The sequence below is a fragment of the Ovoidimarina sediminis genome (assembly GCF_032586175.1).
Classification (GTDB): Bacteria; Pseudomonadota; Alphaproteobacteria; order Rhodobacterales; family Rhodobacteraceae; genus Ovoidimarina; species Ovoidimarina sediminis.
On sequence record NZ_JAWHTE010000010.1, the window covers coordinates 1 to 21655 of the forward strand.

17 protein-coding genes and 2 pseudogenes are annotated in these 21655 nt (G+C 56.3%); 12 read left to right on the forward strand and 7 right to left on the reverse strand.

What is annotated here, in order from left to right; all coding sequences use genetic code 11:
• Positions 1 to 1013 precede the first annotated feature (1013 nt).
• The 5 genes from RXV90_RS12735 to RXV90_RS12755 all read left to right on the forward strand — a co-directional run bounded on the left by RXV90_RS12735 (position 1014) and on the right by RXV90_RS12755 (position 5686).
• Positions 1014 to 1307 carry a hypothetical protein gene (locus tag RXV90_RS12735; RefSeq protein ID WP_316649143.1) on the forward strand — a complete coding sequence of 98 codons (294 nt, stop codon included), beginning with the start codon at positions 1014 to 1016 and terminating at the stop codon, positions 1305 to 1307.
• Between the two features lie 447 nt (positions 1308 to 1754).
• Positions 1755 to 2300 carry a peptidoglycan-binding domain-containing protein gene (locus RXV90_RS12740; RefSeq protein ID WP_316649144.1) on the forward strand — a complete coding sequence of 182 codons (546 nt, stop codon included), beginning with the start codon at positions 1755 to 1757 and terminating at the stop codon, positions 2298 to 2300.
• A 142-nt stretch (positions 2301 to 2442) separates the two neighbouring features.
• Positions 2443 to 2982 carry a hypothetical protein gene (locus tag RXV90_RS12745; RefSeq protein WP_316649145.1) on the forward strand — a complete coding sequence of 180 codons (540 nt, stop codon included), beginning with the start codon at positions 2443 to 2445 and terminating at the stop codon, positions 2980 to 2982.
• Between the two features lie 112 nt (positions 2983 to 3094).
• The gene (locus tag RXV90_RS12750) at positions 3095 to 3787 is read left to right on the forward strand and encodes a hypothetical protein (protein ID WP_316649146.1); all 693 of its coding nucleotides are present in this window, start codon (positions 3095 to 3097) and stop codon (positions 3785 to 3787) included.
• A 417-nt stretch (positions 3788 to 4204) separates the two neighbouring features.
• Positions 4205 to 5686, forward strand: coding sequence for a ShlB/FhaC/HecB family hemolysin secretion/activation protein (locus RXV90_RS12755; RefSeq protein ID WP_316649147.1), 1482 nt, complete (start codon positions 4205 to 4207; stop codon positions 5684 to 5686).
• A 78-nt stretch (positions 5687 to 5764) separates the two neighbouring features.
• On the opposite strand, the gene RXV90_RS12760 is transcribed toward RXV90_RS12755, so the two are convergent.
• On the reverse strand, positions 5765 to 5971 hold the full coding sequence (locus RXV90_RS12760) for a hypothetical protein (RefSeq protein ID WP_316649149.1): 207 nt from the start codon (positions 5969 to 5971) through the stop codon (positions 5765 to 5767).
• Positions 5972 to 6539: 568 nt separating this feature from the next.
• Here RXV90_RS12760 and RXV90_RS12765 point away from each other — a divergent pair.
• Both RXV90_RS12765 and RXV90_RS12770 read left to right on the forward strand, forming a co-directional pair.
• Positions 6540 to 6884 carry a hypothetical protein gene (locus RXV90_RS12765; RefSeq protein WP_316649150.1) on the forward strand — a complete coding sequence of 115 codons (345 nt, stop codon included), beginning with the start codon at positions 6540 to 6542 and terminating at the stop codon, positions 6882 to 6884.
• A gap of 705 nt (positions 6885 to 7589) precedes the next feature.
• Complete coding sequence (locus tag RXV90_RS12770; protein WP_316649151.1) at positions 7590 to 8903, forward strand: phospholipase D-like domain-containing protein; 1314 nt, start codon at positions 7590 to 7592, stop codon at positions 8901 to 8903.
• 347 nt (positions 8904 to 9250) lie between these two features.
• On the opposite strand, the gene RXV90_RS12775 is transcribed toward RXV90_RS12770, so the two are convergent.
• The gene (locus tag RXV90_RS12775) at positions 9251 to 10033 is read right to left on the reverse strand and encodes a L,D-transpeptidase (protein WP_316649152.1); all 783 of its coding nucleotides are present in this window, start codon (positions 10031 to 10033) and stop codon (positions 9251 to 9253) included.
• A 165-nt stretch (positions 10034 to 10198) separates the two neighbouring features.
• A pseudogene (locus RXV90_RS12780) lies at positions 10199 to 10993 on the reverse strand (glutamate synthase-related protein); the annotation flags it as partial.
• 63 nt (positions 10994 to 11056) lie between these two features.
• On the opposite strand from RXV90_RS12780, the gene RXV90_RS12785 reads away from it, so the two are divergent.
• Positions 11057 to 12538 (forward strand): metal-dependent hydrolase family protein, encoded by a 1482-nt coding sequence (locus RXV90_RS12785; protein ID WP_316649153.1) that lies wholly within the window; start codon positions 11057 to 11059, stop codon positions 12536 to 12538.
• A 63-nt stretch (positions 12539 to 12601) separates the two neighbouring features.
• Positions 12602 to 12909 (forward strand): annotated as a pseudogene (locus tag RXV90_RS12790) (transposase); the annotation flags it as partial.
• Between the two features lie 103 nt (positions 12910 to 13012).
• Here the strand turns inward: RXV90_RS12790 and RXV90_RS12795 are convergent.
• Positions 13013 to 13717: an IS6 family transposase gene (locus tag RXV90_RS12795; protein ID WP_316649154.1), complete on the reverse strand. Its 705-nt coding sequence runs from the start codon at positions 13715 to 13717 to the stop codon at positions 13013 to 13015.
• Positions 13718 to 14249: 532 nt separating this feature from the next.
• Between RXV90_RS12795 and RXV90_RS12800 the strand changes: the two genes are divergently transcribed.
• Positions 14250 to 16967 (forward strand): AsmA family protein, encoded by a 2718-nt coding sequence (locus RXV90_RS12800; protein WP_316649155.1) that lies wholly within the window; start codon positions 14250 to 14252, stop codon positions 16965 to 16967.
• 34 nt (positions 16968 to 17001) lie between these two features.
• Here the strand turns inward: RXV90_RS12800 and RXV90_RS12805 are convergent, their stop codons facing one another.
• A complete protein-coding gene (locus RXV90_RS12805; RefSeq protein ID WP_316649156.1) occupies positions 17002 to 17481 on the reverse strand; it encodes a hypothetical protein in 480 nt (159 codons plus the stop codon).
• Positions 17482 to 17728: 247 nt separating this feature from the next.
• Here RXV90_RS12805 and RXV90_RS12810 point away from each other — a divergent pair, with 247 nt between their 5' ends.
• The gene (locus tag RXV90_RS12810) at positions 17729 to 18799 is read left to right on the forward strand and encodes an alpha/beta hydrolase (RefSeq protein ID WP_316649158.1); all 1071 of its coding nucleotides are present in this window, start codon (positions 17729 to 17731) and stop codon (positions 18797 to 18799) included.
• A 78-nt stretch (positions 18800 to 18877) separates the two neighbouring features.
• On the opposite strand, the gene RXV90_RS12815 is transcribed toward RXV90_RS12810, so the two are convergent.
• On the reverse strand, positions 18878 to 19396 hold the full coding sequence (locus tag RXV90_RS12815; RefSeq protein WP_316649159.1) for an HdeD family acid-resistance protein: 519 nt from the start codon (positions 19394 to 19396) through the stop codon (positions 18878 to 18880).
• A 236-nt stretch (positions 19397 to 19632) separates the two neighbouring features.
• Between RXV90_RS12815 and RXV90_RS12820 the strand changes: the two genes are divergently transcribed.
• A complete protein-coding gene (locus tag RXV90_RS12820; RefSeq protein ID WP_316649161.1) occupies positions 19633 to 20007 on the forward strand; it encodes a hypothetical protein in 375 nt (124 codons plus the stop codon).
• Positions 20008 to 20046: 39 nt separating this feature from the next.
• Here the strand turns inward: RXV90_RS12820 and RXV90_RS12825 are convergent, their stop codons facing one another.
• Complete coding sequence (locus RXV90_RS12825; RefSeq protein ID WP_316649162.1) at positions 20047 to 21594, reverse strand: phospholipase D family protein; 1548 nt, start codon at positions 21592 to 21594, stop codon at positions 20047 to 20049.
• Positions 21595 to 21655: the final 61 nt, after the last annotated feature.

Sequence of the window (21655 nt, forward strand, 5' to 3'; positions counted from 1 at the left end):
ATAAGCTGGAACCACAACGAGCCAGGGCCTCCGTTACAGATCAAGCCACCCTGTCCCAAATCATCTGACGACGGACACCCAGTTCTCTGGAACCTCAATCTGACCGCAGACCATAGTCTCGCCGTCAATATCGCCTTCGGCGAGAGACATCGGGCACGGTAACGTTTCGGACCTAAATGGCCATGCAGTATTGGGCCTGTCCTGTGCAAGCGTCGGCGCGGCCCCGAAAGCCATGCCTGTTGCGGCTGACAAGACAATTCGCGTAAGAGCTTTTAATGGCAGTTGAACTTTTCCTCGTCCAAGCAAAGACGGCAAGCTAGTCGATTTCGCGCGTAGAGACACTTAGGTCAGCCTCCAATAGGTCTTAAGCCTGAATTGCTCACCTCTACACGCCGTTCATTCGTTTGTCGGCCGGGCGAGTAAAGTGGTATGATTGTGCTCAGCCGACGACACAGAGGGATGATTGATTTAGAGCCCACAACGAATTTGGTATGTTAATCCGCTCTGCTTAGCTGTCTTTGTCCAAATGTCTCAATTCGATCCTCTAGAAACAGATCATTTTCGAAGCAGCGCTGACTAGTCTGAAAGCTCTTCCGAAAGCTTCCACGACTTCGCAGTACCAAAGTTCGGATACAACTCGGCTCGCTGCATCTTTGAGCCGTAGAAAATACCTGGAGGTCTAGGCAAGTTTCCGTGATCCGATGATCAAAGAATTCTGCTCGCGAGCCTTAAATTCAACGTTCCACTTGGCCGCTCAGCAGTTTGAGACGTTTGGACAAAGACAAACATATCGTTTCAGACAACTTTTTGCGCCGTGTGATTGGTACGACTGAAGGTTCGTCTTAGCACACGAGGCGCTAGTTCAAGTTGAGGTTGGGAAGCATGCGCTTCCTGTTGAAACGCTCTCATGGCATTGCGCATATTGTATAAACGCTGCGCCCATTGGATAGACAGGGTCCTCGCAAACTGAAACCTTTCTGCCGGTGTGGTGCCACTAAATCGAAGGAGAGAACATGATCCACAAATTGATGCTGCCCTTGGCGGCTACCGCAGTCGTCGCGTCCGTTTCTACGGCTTCTGCAGATATGAACCTGATTGACTGCGTGGATTTCACGATTGCGATCAGGGATGACATGATGGTGCTGGCGGAAGTGCGGGCAGGCTCGCTTGAGGCGGCCCAGGAGATGGTTTGCGCTACTGCTGAACAGCTTGAACGCCCAGAAGGTACGGATCCAGAGCGCAAGCTCGTCCACATCATGCCCGCCGATATCCATACGGTGGTTGTCTACTTCCCCAGGGCGAACTGAGGGAGTTTTTTGGACTCGCACCTCTGTGGATCCCGGACACGTTCGGGGTCTACGGACCGCTAAGATGGCGACGTCCCGCGCCTTCCAAAACATCGGGCGTCCGCGTCTGCCTTATAGCCGAGATACCTCGTAACGAGAGCGTTACAGAGTCCTGTATGCTAGGAGCAAAAGAAGGGGATTTGCTTAAGTTCGTGTGCAGATTGTTTTCGAATGCTGAAGGTTCTCTCGTGTCTGACGTCGCCGTTACAGGAGACGCAGTCGGCCGGAGGTGGGTTTGCTGGAATTTCTGGTTACACCGAGGCAACCCACCTCTGGCAAATATACTTCGTGATTAACCAATGCCTTGAGGGCTTTTTGCCGTAGGTAGCGTAAGTAGGCCGCACCCTTTGGTCCATGGAGAACTGGCCGGCGGAATGACAAATAGCCCAATCATTTGTGAGGTTTGACATGTCGATCTTGAAAAGGGGAATGCGCGGGGCTCCTGTGGCACGGTTGCAGGAGGCGCTCGGCGTGGAGACAGACGGGATCTTCGGTTCCGGAACTGAAAAGGCCGTCCGTGATTTCCAGTCATCCAAAGGCCTTTCCGTCGATGGCATCGCCGGCCCCGATACATTTGTTGCCATGGGACTTGATGAGCTTGTCTTACTCCGTGTCGGCACGCGTGGAAACGCCGTGAAGAAGCTCCAGACCGCACTTGGTATAGACGCCGATGGCCGCTTTGGGCCTGCCACGAAGAAAGCAGTCGAGGATTTCCAGCGTTCTCAGGGCTTGGATCCCGACGGGCTTGCCGGACCGGAGACACTCTCTCGGATCGACGCATTCTCGTCCTTCGATGAAACGACCGTGGCCAAAGCCGCCGTCCAGCCGGATGAGGCCGGCTACGAAGGGGAGGCGATGCCTGGGATCGATGGCGCAACAGTGGTCGCTGGATCAGAGATTGACGTTCCCGAGGAGAAATCCGTTTGGGCGAAGGTAAAGGGCTGGTTCTCGTAATGAAATCCAATCGCCAAGATGAAGGTCGGGGCGTCCTGGCGGCAGATGCTTTCGCGGTCCTACGGAGGAAAGAGACCTCGCAATTCGCGCGTCGCAACGCGCTTCTATCAACAGCAGACTGATCTACCCAGGGAGGAAAACTATGAGGATATTTGTTGCAGGTCTGATTGCCGGTTCATTGGTTGCCGGATCAGCGGTTCCGGTTGCCGCGCTGACCGACAAGGAGAAGTTTGGTCTGGCCGCGGCGGCAATCTTGGGTATCGCAGCGCTCTCGCATCACGATAATCACTACCAGGAAGGATACCGTCCTCAGAGTGAAAACGAGACGGCGATGTTTGAAGCGGGCTACCGTGACGGTTTGCACAATGTGCAATTCGACACCGGATATGGCACGCGCGCATACAGCGAGGGCTATGCCGCCGGGCATAAAGAGCGCGAAAACAGGCTCGCGCACAAGCGCAACAACACTCGCTCAGTTAAGGTCCCAGCTGCAGCCATTGCTGGCTGCAGGGATGAAGTCTCTTCGAGCTTTGGCGTGAGCACCCGCGACGTGCACATCATCAATGCCGGACAGGAAGGCTCGGACAACTACTACATCGAGCTTGCCGCGGGTCATCGCCACGCTGTTTGTGGGACAAACTCCCGAGGTCAGGTGTTCAACCTGCGCGATGGACGGCTGTAGTCGAAAGATAATCAAGCATGTGGCGCGGGGCGTTTCCGCGCCATTTTTCGGGGTTCACCCCAAAGGTACATCGTCCGCTAGAATCCACTCAGATCGTATGAGAAAGCAGACCATGAAAAAAATCACCGTAGCGCTTCTGATGTCTTTGGCTCTGACCGCCTGTCAGGAAGATGACGCCCCGGAAAGCACAGGCGGCGAGACAAGCTCATCCGAAAGTGCACCGACCGAAACCCCTGCTGAAAACACAGCAACAGCGGATGACGGCGCAGGAGCCATGGATGGTGCGACTTCGGGCGAGACAGCCCCGGCCGAGACTTCCTCGACCGCGGCAAGTAGCTCCGAGGTCACCCAGGATGCGATCGATGGCTGCATTGACGCCTTGCGTGGGACGGAAGGTGTGAGCGGCGGGACTGTGACGTCAACGGAGTTCTCGGAGGCGAACTCGCTGGTCATGCTGGAGGATAGCAGCGGAACTGCTTGGCGTTGCCTCGTGTCGAATGACGGCAGCAATGCCACGGTCGAGGCAGCAGAGAATACGGCGACTGCGGATGACGGTGGCGGTGCAATGGATGGTGCAGCACAAAGCGATACTTCCTCGACCGGCAACGCATCCGACTTATCAGACTTTGTGGGTGCGCGTGGAGGTCAGGCCGAAGGCGGCCTTATGGCCCTTGGCTTCGAGTCTATTCGCAGCGAGGGTCTGACGACCTGGTGGTTTAACCGCGAAACGGGTGCCTGTGCACGGATAACGACCTCAGAAGGCGTGTTTGCCGAGATCGAGATGCTGCCTGCCGAGGATTGCTAGGTAGTCGGTGGCTGACTCTCCAAAGCAGCGGCTAGCTTGTCTTTTTACGCTTGCAAAAGACTGTCTGAGGAATTCGGAAAAATACACGTATATCATTTGCAAATTAACTCGCATTAAAACAGGGCACCTTTTGCTGATGACTGTAGTTAATACAGAGCCCTGTATCGGAGACATTTACTGCGGAGCTGAATCCCGTTTGCTGAGGAGAGGCCGATAACTAGCAAAAAGTGTCTAGAGCTCTTCATTACCAGTCAGTCGATCATCAAACTGCGGCGGATTTGCAACCTCGGTTGCGCTCATCCTTCCGACGATCAGATGACTTTAGACAAGAAATCTAGAGACGGTCAATCATAGCAAATCAATAAGAGGCAACCGGGTAAAATAATGCGCATAATCAGGTCTTCGTGTCTCGCCACGTTGCTCTCGGCCATCATTTTTGGGCCAGCTTCAGGTCAATCCGAACAGTACAACCTCACTGGCGTCACCGTTTACGATCCGGCGGAGCTTTTGGGTTTTGCCGCGGGAATAGTGGCGCAGCGGACCGGCAGTGTGCATTCGGACGATCTGGCACAGACTGTCGAGCTGATCTACCGCGAGGACGGTCATTTCCTGGCTGAGGTCTTTGTATCCGAAGATGGGCAGACGCTCGTCGCCGACGAGGGCGAAATTGGCGAGATTGCAATTGAAGGGGCCGATGCGCGCACGTTCCGCCTGATTAAATCCTACATGTTGCCGGTGGTTGGACGTCGCGGGGTAACCCAGCGCGAGTTTGAGCGCGCGCTTATGCTTGTCGAGGACATCGAGTCGATCTCGGCATCGGCAGAGATCGACTATCCCGACGGAGCCAGTACGGCCCGCGTGCGCATCCACGTGCAAGAGATAGATAGAAGCTTCGGATACGTCACGCTTGATAATCCGTCCCGGGAATTTGGTGAGGCGGCGACACTGACTTTCAATCAGAGTTTCCTAAGCGCACTTACACCAGGCGATCTTCTTCGGTTCGAACTGCAGGGGACGGCAGAATTCGATGGCGGGGATGATACACTCTGGGGGTCGGTGGTTTACCGCATGCCGCTCGGCGGATCGGGTGCATTCGGTGAAGTGTACCTTGGTAACGCGACGGCGCGTCGAGACGCCGAAGGGGCGTTGTTGGCGACAGATATCGAGGGCAATACCGCGATCGTCGCACTGGGCTATCCCGTTTTGAGAGATGTGGACACCTACGGCTACGGCATTCTGGAATATCGCCGGTCCAGTTCGGACGTCGACGTAGGTGGGACTGAATTCGATAGCGATGTGGACGTGCTGGGCGCGAGTTGGATCTTTGGAAAAGCGCTGCCGCGCGGAGGCGCTTACGAATACGTGTTGAACGCATCTTTCGGGCATCGTGGCTCGGATGCCATAAGCTTCGATGACGGCGATGAGGATTTCTTCCACCTCCGTTTTGGGTTTGGATACGAGCACCCCGTGAAACTGCTCGGCCCAGAAACCACTGTTCGCGCCGAATTCTGGGCGCAGCATTCCAATGATCGCCTTCCACGGATCGAAGAGTTCCACGTAGGAGGACGAGAAGAGGAACGTGGTTACGTTTTTGCGGAGGCGCAGGGGGACAGCGGCGTTTCGGCAACCTTCGAGGTTAGCCGTGACCTGTTTCCCGAAGCCGGCATGCTGCGCCGCATCCGCCCGTTTGGGTTTCTTGATGTCGGCTATGTCGAGAACAACGACCCCGCACCGGATGAAGTGGAGGATGAAACCTTCGCATCGCTCGGGCTTGGTGTTGATGCAGAGCTTTCGTCCGGCTTCTTTGTCAGAAGCTACCTTGCAGCACCCCTGACCGATGGCCCGTCCACGGATTCAGGCGATCCCGCGTTCTACCTTGCTCTTACAAAAAGCTGGTGATCCCATGAACAGACTGAAGCTCGCCCTTGCAATTGCCACTCTCGCCCTTTTACCCGGCGCGGCATCCGCAAACGGCAATCAGTACGGATGGTGTATTGGTGTCGGCAACCCGCACCAAAGCGCAAACTGCGGTGGAAGCTCGGGTCTGCAGTCAGTGCCGTTGCCGTCGAATGTCCCCACGTCGAACCAGATCCCCTCGGCGGGCACGGGACCAGGACCGACGCCGGGTGGCACGCCTGCGACGATCACGGTGGTGCCAAACCCGTCGCAGACCGTGACCGGCACTGGGCCAATTCCGCCTGCGGTCGGCCAGCCAGGCCCGGCCATCACCGGGACCGGGCAACTCCCGATTATCGTGCAACCGCTCCCGCAGACGGTACTGACTGGTGTCAGTCCGGTTCCGCCACTTCAGACCTTGCCAACTCCGTCCTTCACCGGAACTGGCCAGGTCCGTATCACTGTGCAACCTGTGCCACCGATAGTTCTGACGGGCGTCTCTCCGGTTCCTTCGATTCAGACTGTTGCAGCGCCGCCCTTGACCGGCACCGGACAACCCCCTGTGGTCATCCAACCGCTTCCGCCCGCGACGTTTACCGGAACAGCGCCAGTCGGAACGATCCAGACCGTTCCAAGCCCATCATTCAATGGCCAAGGGCTGCCGACCATTATCGTAGTCCCGAACCCTCCGACAACGGTGACAGGATATGCCCCCGTGACTGCGTCGATCATTGTGCAGGGGCGTCCCGGTCCGGGCTTTTCCGGTTACTCTGCTGTGCCTCAACAGATTCCGCAAGCAATCCCTCAAGCTAGTCCCCATGCGGCACCACAGTCCACACTGCAGGCGACGCCAACTATGATACCGCGTCCGCTGCCCCGCCCTGTGGCGGTTGTCACGCAACCAGGCCGGATCACCCACACGCAGACGCCCACGCGCGCAGCCGTCGGGGAAAACCTCATCACACGAAAGACCGGTCGCCAGTCTGTTCACGACGCGCCGCGCTTTGCCGCGAAAGACGGAGGCACTTGGCATTGCCTTGCCAGCGGGCACGGCAAACGGCGCAGCTTCGTCGACGGTGAAGTGGCGGTGACCGGTGCGCTGCGGCACGTGGGTGCCGTTGATGTGCTCGGGCGCGATCTGCCGGCTCTCCACCCCGATCGGACGGGATGTCTAATCTCGATCCGCAGGCGAAAAGAGTGAAGATCTCAGGCGAAGATAGGACGTGAATCTCTGACAAGTTGACCCTTTTAGACACCTTGCTTAGGGAAGCGGGGCAGCATCGCAGAGCCCCAACAAATGCTAAAGGGACCTGCCGTGTAAGCATTTGCCGTAAGGTGGTTCTCTCTCTGGCGGGACCCAGCCGTCCTCTGGCCTATTTTCCGGTTCTCCCTTGAGCTGGCGTCAGGGTGCGAGTGCGGGCATCGCGTAAGCGCAGACAGGTATCGAGCGGAATGTAACCGATGCCAAGCTGTTGACTGACTGCCTTGCCAGGGCGTCTTCCTTGAGCCCAATCCCGAGGTCGATCATCGAAGCAGCGCCTGGCGCGCCCGCACCCGAAACTCTCATCCAGATGGATCAGAGGCCGATCATGCACTAGCACTGAATATGTACCGGTCGGATCGGGCGGCTCGTTTCTTTGGGAAGCTATCGAGGTTTCAAACTATCTATGAAGAGTAAGACGGAAGATATCCCGGAGGCAGCCCATTGAAGGTAACTCTAAGAGCCGCAGTACTGCTTTTCGCGCTCCTTGTACTTACTGCGTGCACGGCACTCAGACCATTCGACGGAGCGGTTGAGACAACGCCTCCTCCGGTCACAAAGGGTGTCTGGGCAGATATTGAGCGTATTCGTTCTGCCGATTGGCAAGTTCCTCTGAATGAAGGTTCGACAGCGCTGGAGTGGCGATTGCGCGCAATCGATTCTGCGACCAGCTCAATCGACCTTCAGAGCTTCCTATGGTCGTTCGACAAAGTGGGAAGCATCGTTCACGACCGACTCGTCGCAGCTGCAGAACGGGGTGTGAATGTCCGCATCCTGATTGATGACAGCTTCCTGCTCGGCGAAGACCGCCATGTACTCGAACTGCACCGCCACCCGAACGTTCAGTACCGTGTGTATAATCCCTACAAGCGCCGTTCGGGCAGTGCGGTGTCGCGCTTGGTCTTGAACCTGGGGGAGTTCCATAGGCTCGACCATCGGATGCACAACAAGGCGATGGTGATTGATAACCAGGTTGCCATCATAGGTGGCCGGAACCTGGCGGATGAATATTTCGGTTTCGACGATAGCTACAATTTCAGGGATATGGAGCTTCTCGTTGGAGGACCGATTGTCGAGGAAATCAGCGGCTCATTCGATGAGTACTGGAATGACCGCTGGTCCTTCCCGATAGACGCAGTCTCTCACGTGCGTGCATCGCATGTAGAGAAGGGCAGTATATCGGCTAATGCGTCCACACTAGGCTCCATGTTCCCTCCAGAGTCGGAAGGTGAAAGGAATGCGGATTGGCTCGCGGTTGCCCGTAGGGCGTATACAGGGGCGTCTCGCCTTGTCGTCGATGCCCCGCCGGAAGAAGAACCACAAGCCATGGCTGATCGGCCAGTTCAAGTGGCCGAAGAACTCGGCCGCCTAATCAATCAGGCGCGGAAAGAGGTAACGATTGTCTCAGCCTACCTAATTCCCACCCCCGGCCTCGTCGACGCTCTGCGAGATGCTGTCCAGCGCGGGGTCCGGGTGCGTCTCCTGACAAATTCAATCAATTCCAACAATCACCTGACCGCGTACACCGCCTATCACGGGCATGTTCGAGAGCTGATCGGCCTCGGAGCGGAGGTCCACGAAATGCGCGTGATGGCGCAATCTCGCAGCCGCTACATCTTGCCGCCAGTCAGCCGGAAATCGCTCGGCCTTCACGCGAAATATATGATTATCGATGGACGCCGGGTCGTTGTCGGCAGCGCGAACCTTGATCCCAGGTCGCTGCGTATCAATACGGAAATGATACTGGTTGTGGAAAGCAAGCCGCTCGCAGAGCGCCTCCTTGGTCTGACAGAACCTGACTTCGATACACTCAATGCATGGCGGCTTACGATTGGCGAAAATGGCAAAACGCTTTGGGTGGGCGATGACGTGGTGCTCGATGCGGATCCTGCAAGAAACGGATTTCAACGACTAGAAGAGTGGTTCTTCGCCCATCTCCCGATCGAGAATGAGATGTAGGATCCCACGGTTGCATGCCGACAGCGAGTAATGGTGCAATCAGGCCTCGGAGGAGACATCTGATCGTTGCACCTCGATGTCCGCTTTTTCGCGCTTGGTGGGCATTCGCGGTTGTTCACCGATCAAACGGAAACCTCGATTGTAAGGCTTTGAGTAAATCCAGGGACCACAACCAAACAAGCTCTCCCCAGGTATATGCGAACTCTCGGTGGTTTCAGGCCCCTGCAACCACCAAAAATTGAGGCTCTGACGCAACTGCGTCGGAGCCTTTTCCTTTGGCGCGGGGCCTGTTTCGAAGAGCGCGAGGATAGGGAACCGCTGGAACTTGGTTCGCGGACGGCCAACATTCAGTAACTTGCTTCATATTCCGCTTTGCGCCGTTCTTCCTCGGCGACGAAAGCGTAAAGTGCCACTGGATCGATCGATCTTGGGACCATCTCGCCTCCTCGGTTAGCCATCTCAAAGCCCTCCGCCGCAACCGATTGCTCATAGGTACGAACAATGACCTTCGCGCCGACTGCCACGCGCGCGTAAAGGTCAATGACATCTTGGTTGAACATGCGGATACACCCCGCGCTGCCCTGGTTGCCGATCGTCGCGGGGTCGTTCGTCCCGTGAATCCTAAAGTAGGTGTCGCGGCCATCTCGATAGAGGTATAGCGCGCGCGCCCCAAGGGGACTCGCCTTGCCGCCCGGAATGCCCCGAGCGAAAGGTCCGTAGACTTCAGGTTCGCTTCTCAACATATTGGTCGTTGGCGTCCAGCCCGGCCATTCCGCTTTTCGTCCGATTGTAGCCTGCCCTTTGAACCCGCGCCCCTCTCGGCCCACCGCTATGGGGTAGCGGATTGCGCCCCCGAAACCATCCACAAAGAAGAGAAACTTAGCGTGGGGATCGACGATAATGGTTCCGGGCGTCTCGTCGCCGTAATAATTGACGTACGTCCGCCGGTTAGGTTCCTGAAGATATCTGGGATCAATCGCAGCAATGGTAATGTATCCCTCTTGGACCTCACCATACTCCGGATAGTTTTTCGGAACTCCGATGGTCTCCTCCGGACTCGTTCCCGAGCATGCGGCGAGAACAAGACCGAAGGTTACGAGGACAATTTTTCGTAATGGGAAATTCTTCATTTATCACTACACTGAAACCGGTCGCTTTGAGTTCAAGGTAAGCCTCTGCCTGCGAATGGCAATCGCAAGGAATCCAATGGGTGCTGGGAAACCAATGCGAACCAGTCTCCAAAGGCACAGCATTTCAGAATGCCCAGCGGATAATGACTGTCGAAGTTAATCAAGTCACACATCAAATGGCGCAAAGTCGTTGGCACGTGATCTTTTCCATCGATCAAGATAGCCAAATTCATCAGCTTCGTCGCGCAACAGGAACCCTTCCGGCAAATAAGGATAGACCTCTTCTCCAGTTACCATATCGCGGTCACTTTCACGCATAATCAGGTGATGAGGTAGGAATTCCGAAGGATGCGAAAGCCCAGCAGCCCCGGTCATCTCAGCGAGCGCGGAAAGCGTACCATGGTGAAAGCGCGTCACACGTTCTGACTTGTCTTTGACATTGAGAGCCCGCATTCGCAGTTTGTCCTGAGTGGCTACGCCAACCGGACAGTGATTGGTGTGGCACGCTTGGGCATGTATGCACCCTACAGCGAACATGAAACCGCGTGCTGAGTTCGCCCAATCGGCGCCCAATAACATCGCCTTTGCGATGTCGAAAGCGGATATCAGTTTAGCTGAAGCGCCAATTTTTATGCGATCCCGAACCCCGGCTCCGCGGAGTGTGTTGTGCGCAAACGTCAAGCCCTCGACCAAAGGCATACCCATATGATTGGCAAATTCAAGCGGCGCGGCGCCAGTACCCCCTTCTTTGCCATCGATAACGATGAAATCCGGTGTCACTTCGGTCTCAAGCATTGCCCTCACAATGCACATGAACTCACGACGGTGGCCGATGCAAAGCTTAAAGCCCACCGGTTTACCCCCTGAAAGCTCTCGCAACTGCGCGACGTATTCCATCAGCTCGATCGGCGTAGAAAAAGCAGAATGTGACGCTGGTGATATGCAGTCCATGCAAATGGGCGGATTGCATTCAAGACATGGTCAGTTTCCGCACAATCATTGAAAACGCGAGCGAATGTAAAAATGCAACTCAAGCTATCCTCAAAAATACTCCTTGCCGCTTCTGCTTCAGTCATGATGGCAGGCATGGCGATTGCCCAAAGCTCAATAGAGATCCCCCCAGTAACACTCATCAAGAACGTTCATGTCTGGGATGGAACGAGCGATAATCTGCAAGAGGATACCGATGTACTGATCGTTGGTGACAAAATCAGAAGGGTCGCCAAGGACATTCCCGCGAGTGGAACCTACAAAGTTTCCGGCGTTCGTAAGACGGCCGAGCTGGTTCCCGATGCGCCAGGCTTCGAAGGCAAGGGATACAACCTGTTTGTCAGCGGTGAGGATGGCTCCGTAGAAGAGATTGAGGTTGAAGTCTCCGTAATCGATGGCAAGGGCGGCTACCTGATCCCCGGTCTTATCGACTCGCATCAGCACATCATGCTGTCCAAGGGAACGGGACCCCAAGACATCTTGAATAATCAGCTCCCTTACACGCCAGCCTACAATGCAATCCCTCAGGGGCATATTATGCTGGACATGGGAATAACCACGATCCGGGACACAGGCGGTAATTCGGTTGAACTCGGTATGGCGATCGATCAGGACTTTGTCGATGGCCCTCGAATTTACTCGTCGGGAGCGGGTATCTCCATTACATCGGGGCATGCGGATTTCGGGGGGCTGGCGCCCGGCCAAGGTGAAATTTATCCGGGTAGCACGGCCCATTGGTCGAGAACGCTAAACTTTATGCAGCTTGCCGATGGCGTGCCCGAAGTCAGAAAAGCTACTCGCTGGGCACTCGCGCAGGGTGCCAAGCAGATCAAGATGATGGCGGGCGGCGGCGTTGCCTCGCTGAAGGACCCGCTCGAGTCAGTCGGTTATTCCGAGGCAGAAATGCGCGCGATGGTGGAGGCGGCCACCGATTATGACACCTACGTCATGGCTCATGCGTACAACGACGAGTCAGTTCGTCGGGCAATTCGCGCAGGCGTCAAGGATATCGTTCATGGCCACCTTTTGAGCGAGGAGACAGTGAAGATGATGGCCGAGAATGACGTCTGGTTGGGCAGCTTGTCCAAGCCTTTCGGTCTAATGGAAGTGCCTTGGTTTACCGAGGAGAATCGCCGCAAAGGGAGATTGGTGCTCGAGGGCTACGAGAACGTCATGACTTGGGCAAAAAAGTACGGCGTCAAAATGGGCTGGGGTACCGATGCCGCAGCCGGAATGGTTGAAACGATAACCTACGAGTTTCAATCCCGAGCGCCATTTTTCACGCCGCTCGAGCAGTTAAAACAGGCGACTTCGACCAATGCGGAATTGCTCCGATTCTCGAACTCTCGTGATCCTTATAAAGAGGCACCGCTGGGAGTTATCGAGGAAGGCGCTTGGGCAGACATGCTCATCTATAACAAGAATCCGCTTGAGGACATCATGGTAGCGGCTGAACCGAAAGATACCCTCAAGGTCGTCATCAAAGGCGGCAAGGTTTGGAAGAACGAACTTTAGTGTCCGGGATCAGCACCTTTGGGACTGATTGAGCTCGCTCATCGGAACCATCACGGAGTGAAGATGGGAAAGAAAACCGTACCAAAGGAAGTGACGACTGAGCAGGTCGTGAAAGACATTCGCCGCAGGACCCGCAAGGTTCATTTTGCGGAGGAGAAAATCGGCATTGTGCTGGAAGGGCTGCGCGGCGAAGAGAGCATCGCAGCCCTGTGCCGGCGCGGAGGGATTGCCACCAGCCTGTTTTATTCCTGGTCGAAAGAGTTGCTGGAGGCCGGGAAGAAACGGTTGGCGGGTGATACCGTGCGTCAGGCCACAAGCCTGAGGTGAAGGGTCAGCGGGCCGAGGCTTTGGCTCTTAAGGAGGCGGTTGCCAGGGAAGAAGCCGGATCCGAACTCTGGGACCGGAATCGCGAATATCATTTTGGTGCTGCCAGACGAATTCGAACCCGTCTCCACAAGGACAGTATACCTGCCCCTATGCCGCGCCAAGTTCACGCCACTCTGCGAGAGCGGCGGCGCGGTTCCTTTTGAAAATGGCTCGGGACGTAAGATTGCGATCGGAGTTGAAGTGGTTGGAAACGGAGGCGTGGACAGCGGCGAATTTCTGAAGACTTAGCATCCGCCGAAACCGGAGCATCGCCCGCTCCCGTCGTCGGAATGGTAGGTGCGAGTTCTCCGCCCTATTGTTGAGCCAGCGACCCGTCTCCTGCCGATCGTCAGCTCCGAGTTCTTTCAGAGCAGCTCCATATGACCGCAGCTTGTCCGTCACGATGACCTCAGGCTGACCATGTTTTCGCATTGCTTTCTTGAGGAATTTCAACGCCGCCTCCTTGTCACGCGTCTTTGTGACGAAGCTCTCAAGAACCTCCCCCTCGTGATCGACGGCCCGCCAAAGATAATGACGCTCGCCGTTGATCTTCACGAAAATCTCGTCGAGGTGCCATCTCCAACGGCTCGATTTCATGCCCTCGATCCGGCGCTTTCGGATTTCGGAGGCGAACATCGGCCCAAACCTGTGCCACCAATATCGAACCGTCTCGTGGCTGACATCAACCCCGCGCTCGTGGATCAAGTCTTCGACATTCCGCAAGGAAAGCGGGAAACGGACGTAGAGCATCACCGCCAGGCGGATGATTTCCGGGCTGCTGTGAAAGCCCTTGAACGGGTCAGATTTGGTCATGTTCCGACGCTACGAGGCCGCCCTGCCCGCCTCAAGCCGAGTCTTTCTGACAGTGCCGGCTTGGTCATCCGAGGAAGCTATCCAACGCCCCCTGCCCCGCTCAAGCCGATTTAGTCTGACACTGCCGAACCTAGAGCATGACCGCCAGGCGGATGATCTCGGGGCTGGTTTTGAACCACTTGAAAGGGCTGTCCTTGGTCATGGCCGGACGCTAGCCAAGCCCCTCCCCCGCCTCAAGCCAGGTTTCTCTGACAGAGCCCGTCTCTGCCAAGATTTTCAAAGCATCGCTCGCCTTGGGAAAGAGATGCGTGAATCCTACACCTTGTTGCTGAGCCAGCAGCCGGTCTACTGTTACCCTGCATCGATCTCATTGGGGGCACACACTTTAGCTTCGAACGCGGCTGGAACGATGACGGCGAACAGTCTCTTGCTTACCGTATTGGTTGGTTGGGTTTGTCGCAATTCGCGATCGCAAGAAGGGGCGCGGAAGATCGAAATTGCTCTTAACCACCTTTGATACGAGGGAGCCAACATGCAGATCATGAAACACATTGTCTTCGTGACACTCGGCATCCTGGCTCTGGCCCTTCTGTCTGGATGGCTTTTCCTGGCCCTTCCACTCTTCTCGGATATGCGGCGTGGGCTGGCGGAAAATGTGCTTTCATCGCGGATCGGGCAACCTGTCGAGGTTCGAGGCGATGTCAGGGCCGTGATTGGGCGCAATGTCTCGGTATCGGTGTCCGGCCTGACGATCCCGAGCGAGACCATGGCCGAGGTTGAACTCGCCGCGCTGGATAGCGCGGATTTCAAGCTTGAAACTGCCGCGCTTTTCACAGGCAAGATACGTGCTGACGAAGTCGTCGTGGATGGAATGCGGGCGAATCTGCTGATCGCCGAAGACGGCACCAAGAGTTGGTCCGGGTCACTTGCCGAACTCACCAAAGCGGACAATGGTGTTGAGCCCGAAGAACGCTCGAGCGCAAACGAGAGGAGAACCGCCGCCGAGATTGTCGAACTTCTCAACGGAAGATCGATCCATATTGGTGCGCTGGAACTCCACGTTTCAGACGCACCAAGCGCATTCGAGTTCGATTTTTCGCTCAAGAACCTCGACGTCGAAGCGATCGGCGAAGGAGGGGCGCAGATCGACACGGCTGGCACGGTCAATGACGTTAACTTCAATCTTGCGGCCAGCTTCCCCGGAGACGGAAGCGGGAGCATTTCGGCTGACCTGGGAGACACGACGTTCCACTACGCCGGCCCCGAGGCAGCTGCAGGCAGCGAGCCCGTAGGAGCCGGGCAACTCTCGGTCGCCGTCGGCTCGCTCGCCCAAGTCCTTCAGGCTGCGGGTCTCGATCTGAGTTACGACGGCGTGGCGTCGTTCGATACGGCCGTGGCGTTCGAGGGCGGCCAGGTCGCGTTCGAGGATGTTCAGTCAAACGTCACGTTCGCAAACGGCCGGGAGCTGGCCATTTCGGGACGACTAAGCCGACCATTTTTAGGGAAGGACTTTGATCTGCGCGTGGCCGCGACGCTGAACCCGGGGAGCGCGCGCCCGGAAGCGGCCGAGAGGATCAAAGATTTAAGTATATCCGCACTAGATGCCCGGGTCACTGGGGATCTCGAAAATTTCGCAGTCACAGAACTCATCATGGAGACGAACACGTGGAACCATGGGCTGGACGAGATCGGGCCTGTTTCGGTCGGGAGCATCAAGCGAACTGAGGATGGAAAGCTGTCAATCCAGAACATCGCGGCCGAAGTCAGCGTCGGGGATGTTCCGATTGTGTCGGCCACCGGGTCGATCGGCGACGCGCTCAATCTTCGAGAATACGCTTTCACCGGGGTCGTTTCGGTACCGGCCTCACTCGTCGTCGGCGGATTCGACGGCCTTGGACGCGATATCGGGCGCTTCGATGCGAACGTCGCAGTCTCAGATGGCAACGGCCAGGTCCGCGTGGAGAGATTCGCGGCGAATGTTACTGGAACGGATGTCTGGAGCCTCGCGGCAAGCGGGACATGGCCCGACGTAACCCGGCTTGAAGGCGCCGGTCTGTCCGTCGCTCTGGAGATACCCTCCCCAGAGGCGTTCCTAGCGGCGATGAATGCGGGCGCCGCGGCGGCGGATCCCCTTCGCCTAACACTCGAATTCGGCGCAGATGCGAGTGCGGCAGACATCGATGCGGACCTGGTATCGGGCGGAACCCTGCTCGGATTGGATCTGGAGCTTTCGGCTCAGGATGACGTACCCAGAGCCAGAGGAAGCCTCAACAGCCAGGAGCTCATCCTTTCCGACGTGGAAAACCTGCGCAATTTTATTGTCGCGATGAAGGAGCTTGCCGACGACAAGGAAATTGAAGACGGGCGCGAAGTGCAACAGCTTGTCCTCGACGATGACCGGAGTGTACAGCCGCTTGTCCAGCCAAAGGACGGGATTGCAGCCATTCGAGAGATGTTACAGCCGTCAACGCTGCTGAGAAACGCCGACGTAGAGTTTAGCATCAACATCGAGAAGATCGTCGGACCGAAAGGTGTGACCGAACTAGACAGCACTTTGATAGCCAAAGACGGACAATTCAGATTCGGGCCGTTGAACTTCCAATACGGTGGTGGTCTCGTGACCATCAATGCTGACGCCGATCTTGGATCGGATTCAAATCTCCTGCGCGTCTCGGGCACTGCCCGCGGTTGGGACCTGGGAGATGTACTTGCAGTGGCAGATATCGACATGGATGCCCGCGGGACCATTTCGGCGGATTTCGACCTTGCAGGTCCGTTCTCGTCTCCAAAGGCATTCGCCGGAGCTGCAAGTGGCGGTGTTACAATCCGCGTCGACGATGGCGCGATTGCGTCAAGCCTCCTCGAACTCGCCGGACTTGGGATTATGCCATGGTTGTTCTCGAACGAGCGCAGGCAGGGCTACACCCGGCTCGTTTGCGCGAACGCGCCGATACGCATCGACCGAGGCAAGATTTCGACGGAGGGATCGGTGGTTGAAACCGAGCGCGTCCAATTCGTGCTCCACGGCGACATCGACGTAGCCGGCAACAGCCTCAACATCCATGGACGTCCTCGGCCTGTGGGCGAGCCCCTGTCACGCAGCGCATGGCCGTTCAACGTAACCGGTCCGCTCAACGATCCGAAATTTGATCTTTTGATCGGCGGGAACCGGCAACGCAGGGCCGACGGCGCCGACGTCATGCCGCTAAACCGGGTTCCGTGCCGGCCGGATATCCTGCAGTTGCAGTAAATCGATGGGCGTATATCGTCGTGAAACCCGAGACCTATTGCTCGGATTGACAACTCTGCACGGCGGCCAGGGCGGCGGAGGTCCCTTTGAGATCGATCTCAAACCCTGCCGCGCCCTTCGGGTAGACCCACACCGAATTTCTTTTCGCGAACTCGTCGATGAAACCGGGATTATCAAAGAATACGTAGCCACCCGGTCGGTCGCTCTCGGCCACGATCTCTGCCTCTCCCCCAAATAGTGCGTCCCCGAAATCGAACCGGAGATCCTCGATCTTTCCTTCACCAAGTTCCGTCCATCCTGCGTTGTACGCAGCAAAGAACCCCCCCCGCCGGTTGGGAACATGTCCCATGCGGACCAGCGTCGCATCGTCGAACTCTTTCTCCATGAAACAGCCGTTCCCATTTTCAGGGTCGATCAATATGACCCAGTCCCCAGCCTCACTCCAAGTTCGGCCTTCTGTAGCGTGACCTGGTAAACCAAAAAGGATCAGCGTAATGGCAAGCTTCTTGATCATTGTGCCTCCGAGTCTCGTCCCATGATCGAGCCACCAGTTTAGCAACCGGATGGGTTCAGGGCACGGCTTGCCCCTCAAGATCATCCTCCTTTGAGAGATAGCATGTTCCGCTTTGTTGTCTAATATTGCTGCGTCTGTACGCAAGGTTGCGCGAACGAGGCAGATCATGCGAACCAACCACCGCTGAAGATGCAATAGTCGAGTTTCTGTTAAGCGTCGAAAGTGCTATCTTCAAAGGGAGACAGCAATGATAATGGCGCGCTCCGGCATGTTCCTTGAAATCTTTCGAAGACCTCATGTCGCTCTAAGCCTCGCAATCGCATTACTCGCAATGCCGACTTATCCGCTTTGGGCTATTGCGCAGAACGCCGAGAGCCTGCGCGGCATCCACTATGTCACGGTCCGCGATAGGACTGGTAATGAGACACCAGAACGCTTCTATGGCGTTGGGCGCGGAACCCTCAGTAGCGGCTGGTGCGGCATCCAGGAGACGCTTTTCAGTGCTCTCTCGCCGATTTCGCAGACCGTGCCGTTTCACCTGCCAGACGAGTTTTTGAGTGTTGATTTCATTCGCGAGACAGACAGTCGTGAAACATGGACTTCACTTGAAACGTCGGCCCAAGGACGCCCCGTAACACTCTACATTCATGGCTTTTTTATTGACTTTGAGAAGGGCTGTCGGCGTGCCACGCTCTTCCAGGAGAACGCCGGAATAGAGGGATCAATGCTGTGGTTCAGCTGGCCATCAGATGGCGCAATCTTCAACTATGCCCAAGATGAGGCCGATCTTTACTGGAGCGTTCCTGACATCGCCGATCAGATCGAAGCCCTTGGGAATCGTTTCGGGCACCTTGAAGTTAACGTTGTAGGGCATAGTCTCGGCGCACGCGGTGTCGCCCTAGCACTTTACGAGCTTGCCTCTCGCAAACCGGAGATCCGGCTGGGCAACGTCGCACTTCTTGCGCCGGACATGGACTTCGGGATTTTCCAGAGGCTTCTGCCGCGCATACGCCCGATCGTGCGAAGTCTGACCGTCTACTATACCGACACTGACCGGCCGCTGGCGCTGTCGGCTCGGTTGCAGGGCTACTCGCGTCTGGGCGAGGCCGGGAACGATTTTGCCAGCCTTGAGGGCGTCGAGGCGATCAGTGTAAGCGCACTTGAGGTGCGAAGCCCAACGGGTCACCTCTACCACCTTTACAATTCCGAGGTGGGAGAGGATTTACGCCAGCTTCTACTGGAGGGACGGCTCGCTGGTGCCAGATCGAATCTTATTCCGACCGCCGGCAACATCTGGGCCCTTCAGAGCTCGAAATAGCAGCGCCGAGCTTAAAAAAGTAACGGGGGCCGTGTGGCTGAATTGAGGTCAGGATATTCTGTCGACCCATTGTTCTAATCAGGCAGGCACCTCCCGCTTCGCCACCCCGAAAGATATAAGCGACACGCCGCTTGAGATCAGTTCTATGGCAAGAAGGACGCCCAGGATCGACGCGGCAGACGCTGGAAAATTCGAAAAGATCATACCGGCAAGGACAATCGAAATAGCCCCGCTCAGCGCAACCAGCCAGAATTTCGAAATCCCGGCGATAAAAGCAAGAACGATCTTCGAAACACCGCCTGCAAGAAAAAGAAATGCGACCATCAGCGTCAGCGACAACACACCTGCGAGCGGGTTGGTAAAGAGAGAGAACCCGATGATTAGCGACACGATACCAATAAGCACGTTGAGGATCCGCGTTCCCATGCCGCCGTCTCCGCCAAACACGGAAACGATCTGTAAGACACCGACGATCATGAAGAACCAAGCAGCAATCCGCTCGGCAGTGAACGTCGCCGCAAGTGGGTTCAGCAACGCGAATATGCCCCCAACAACGGCAAGTCCGCCGATGACAACTGTGACTATCGGGCTATTCATTTTGCCTCTCCCATATCGAATTTGATAATGATCCTAGTAGCGAGCATGTTCATATCTTAGCCAAATTCTACCAGCATTTTCTGGCCGCTATCGAATCGCACACGATTTCCCATGGCTAACGATCACGGCGCAAAATAACGCTGGACAGGTAACTTTCAAACGATAATTCTCAAACTTCAATCCGGGCGACCAGCTTAGGGATGTTCGGACATCAACAGAACGGAGTGAGGATCGTCATGAAGTTTATAATCTCGATTGCAACCTACCTCGCCGCAAATGCAGCCGGTTTGCTTGCTGCCGTACTGCTCCTGCCCGGCTTCAGCATCGACTTCACTGCATTCATCGTCGCGGTTGTAATTTTCTCCGCGTTTCAGACGATCGCCGGACCTCTGGTAACCAAGCTTTCGATGAAGCAGGCGCCGCAATTGATGGGTGGAATCGCCCTTGTCACCATCCTTCTCGGGCTTCTAGTCACCGATCTTCTCATGCCCAGAATGGCAATCGGCGGGATCGCCAATCTGCTTGCAGCAACGCTCCTCGTGTGGCTCGGAGCCTTGGTCGCCACCATGCTTCTTCCAATATACGTCTTCAAGCAGGTCAGGAAGGAATAGTGGTCTCACCGATACCGCAAGAATCCGCGCAGTATCGCTTTACAGGATCCATTCAACAGGCAGCCAGCCCATCATGCGCACGATCATTCGCTGCATGGCGGAAGTATTGGGTTCGGTATCGTAAACAACCCGCTCGCCCGAGCCCCGATCTTCAATCCAGCGCAACGATCCGTCGTCGCCTTCCTCGACTTCGTAGAATATGTTTCTTTGGTCGAGTGCCCGAGAGAGGGTTTGCGCCATGGTCGGGCTTTCGATGAGAAACCCCATCTCAGTATTGAGTGAGGCCGAGCGCGGATCGAAATTAAACGACCCAATGAAGATCCGCGCATCGTCTATTGCGAAGGTCTTGGCATGTAGGCTCGACATGGAACCGGTCAGCAGCCGGGCCAGTGAGGAAGATTGCTCGAGCTCGGGACTGGCGCGCAGCTCCAGTACGTCGACGCCCGACCTTATCAAGTCGTCGCGGTACTTCACCCATGCACTATGGACCGGCGCCACATCCGTCGCCTCTAGTGAATTCGTGACGACCCGGGTTTCTATTCCCTTTTCGGCATAGCCGGTCAGCAACCGTGTGCCTGCTTCACCGGGGATAAGATAGGCCGAGACAATGTCAACCCGACTTGTCGGAGCCTCAAGGATCGCGGTGATGCGCCCCATAAGCAAGACATCTCTGTCTGTGTTCCCGATTCCTTTTTCCGGATCGTCGCTGACAAGCGTTACGTCTGTCCACTCGAAGATCGGCTCTCCGGCCACGATACGCTCGACAAGTGGCGCCTCGGCGACGGCTTCGAGGTACCCAGACCCGGCGACGCTATCGCGCGCTATTGCCGTTGCGCTCTCCATCGCTGCAAGCCCCCCGGTACCGTCCGGAAGAACCGTCTCGGCGGGATAGGAAGACTCGCTCGTCCAGTATTCGTCAAAATTTGATGAAACGTCGTCGACGACCGGTCCGATCGCCAGAGCATCGAGATCGAAGTAGGCCGTTCCATCGCCGAAAGCGAAATAGATGTCGCCGATATTGCGTCCGCCAATGACCGCGGCGACACCATCGACGGTCATCGCCTTGTTGTGCATCCTCCGATTGAGCCGCGGAAAATCAAACAAATAGGATACGAGTTTTGGTTCACGAAGAGTGAAGGGATTGAAGATGCGAACCTCAAAATTTTCCATATCGTTCAGTGCCGCCAGCACCGAATCAAGGCCTGGAATGCCGTTGTCGTCCAGCAAGAGGCGAACGCGCACTCCCCGTTCTGCCGCCGCCCTGAGCTCATCCAGAAGCAACCAACCCGTAGTGTCGGTCTGCCAAATGTAGTATTGTGCATCAATTGTCTCTTCCGCACGCCGGGCAAGCAAAATGCGCGCCGCAAGGGCATCCCGCCCATCGAACAGAGACACCACTCCGCTTTTTTCCTCGTGCGCTGCGGTCCGCTTTGTTACCGCAGCCCCGAGGGTCGTTCCTGCGTTCCCCGGAATGGCACGTGTTGCCGCGACATCCGGGCGATCGGGCAGCGGAAACGCAATCCGGAGGGAGAAGATCGCAACGACACAAAGGCCTACCAGCACCAAGACAAAGCGTAGAAGCCGCATGTAAGTCTCCCGTAAAGTTCCGAAAATACTGTCCTTCAGCAAGGAGGATTGCAAGGAACAT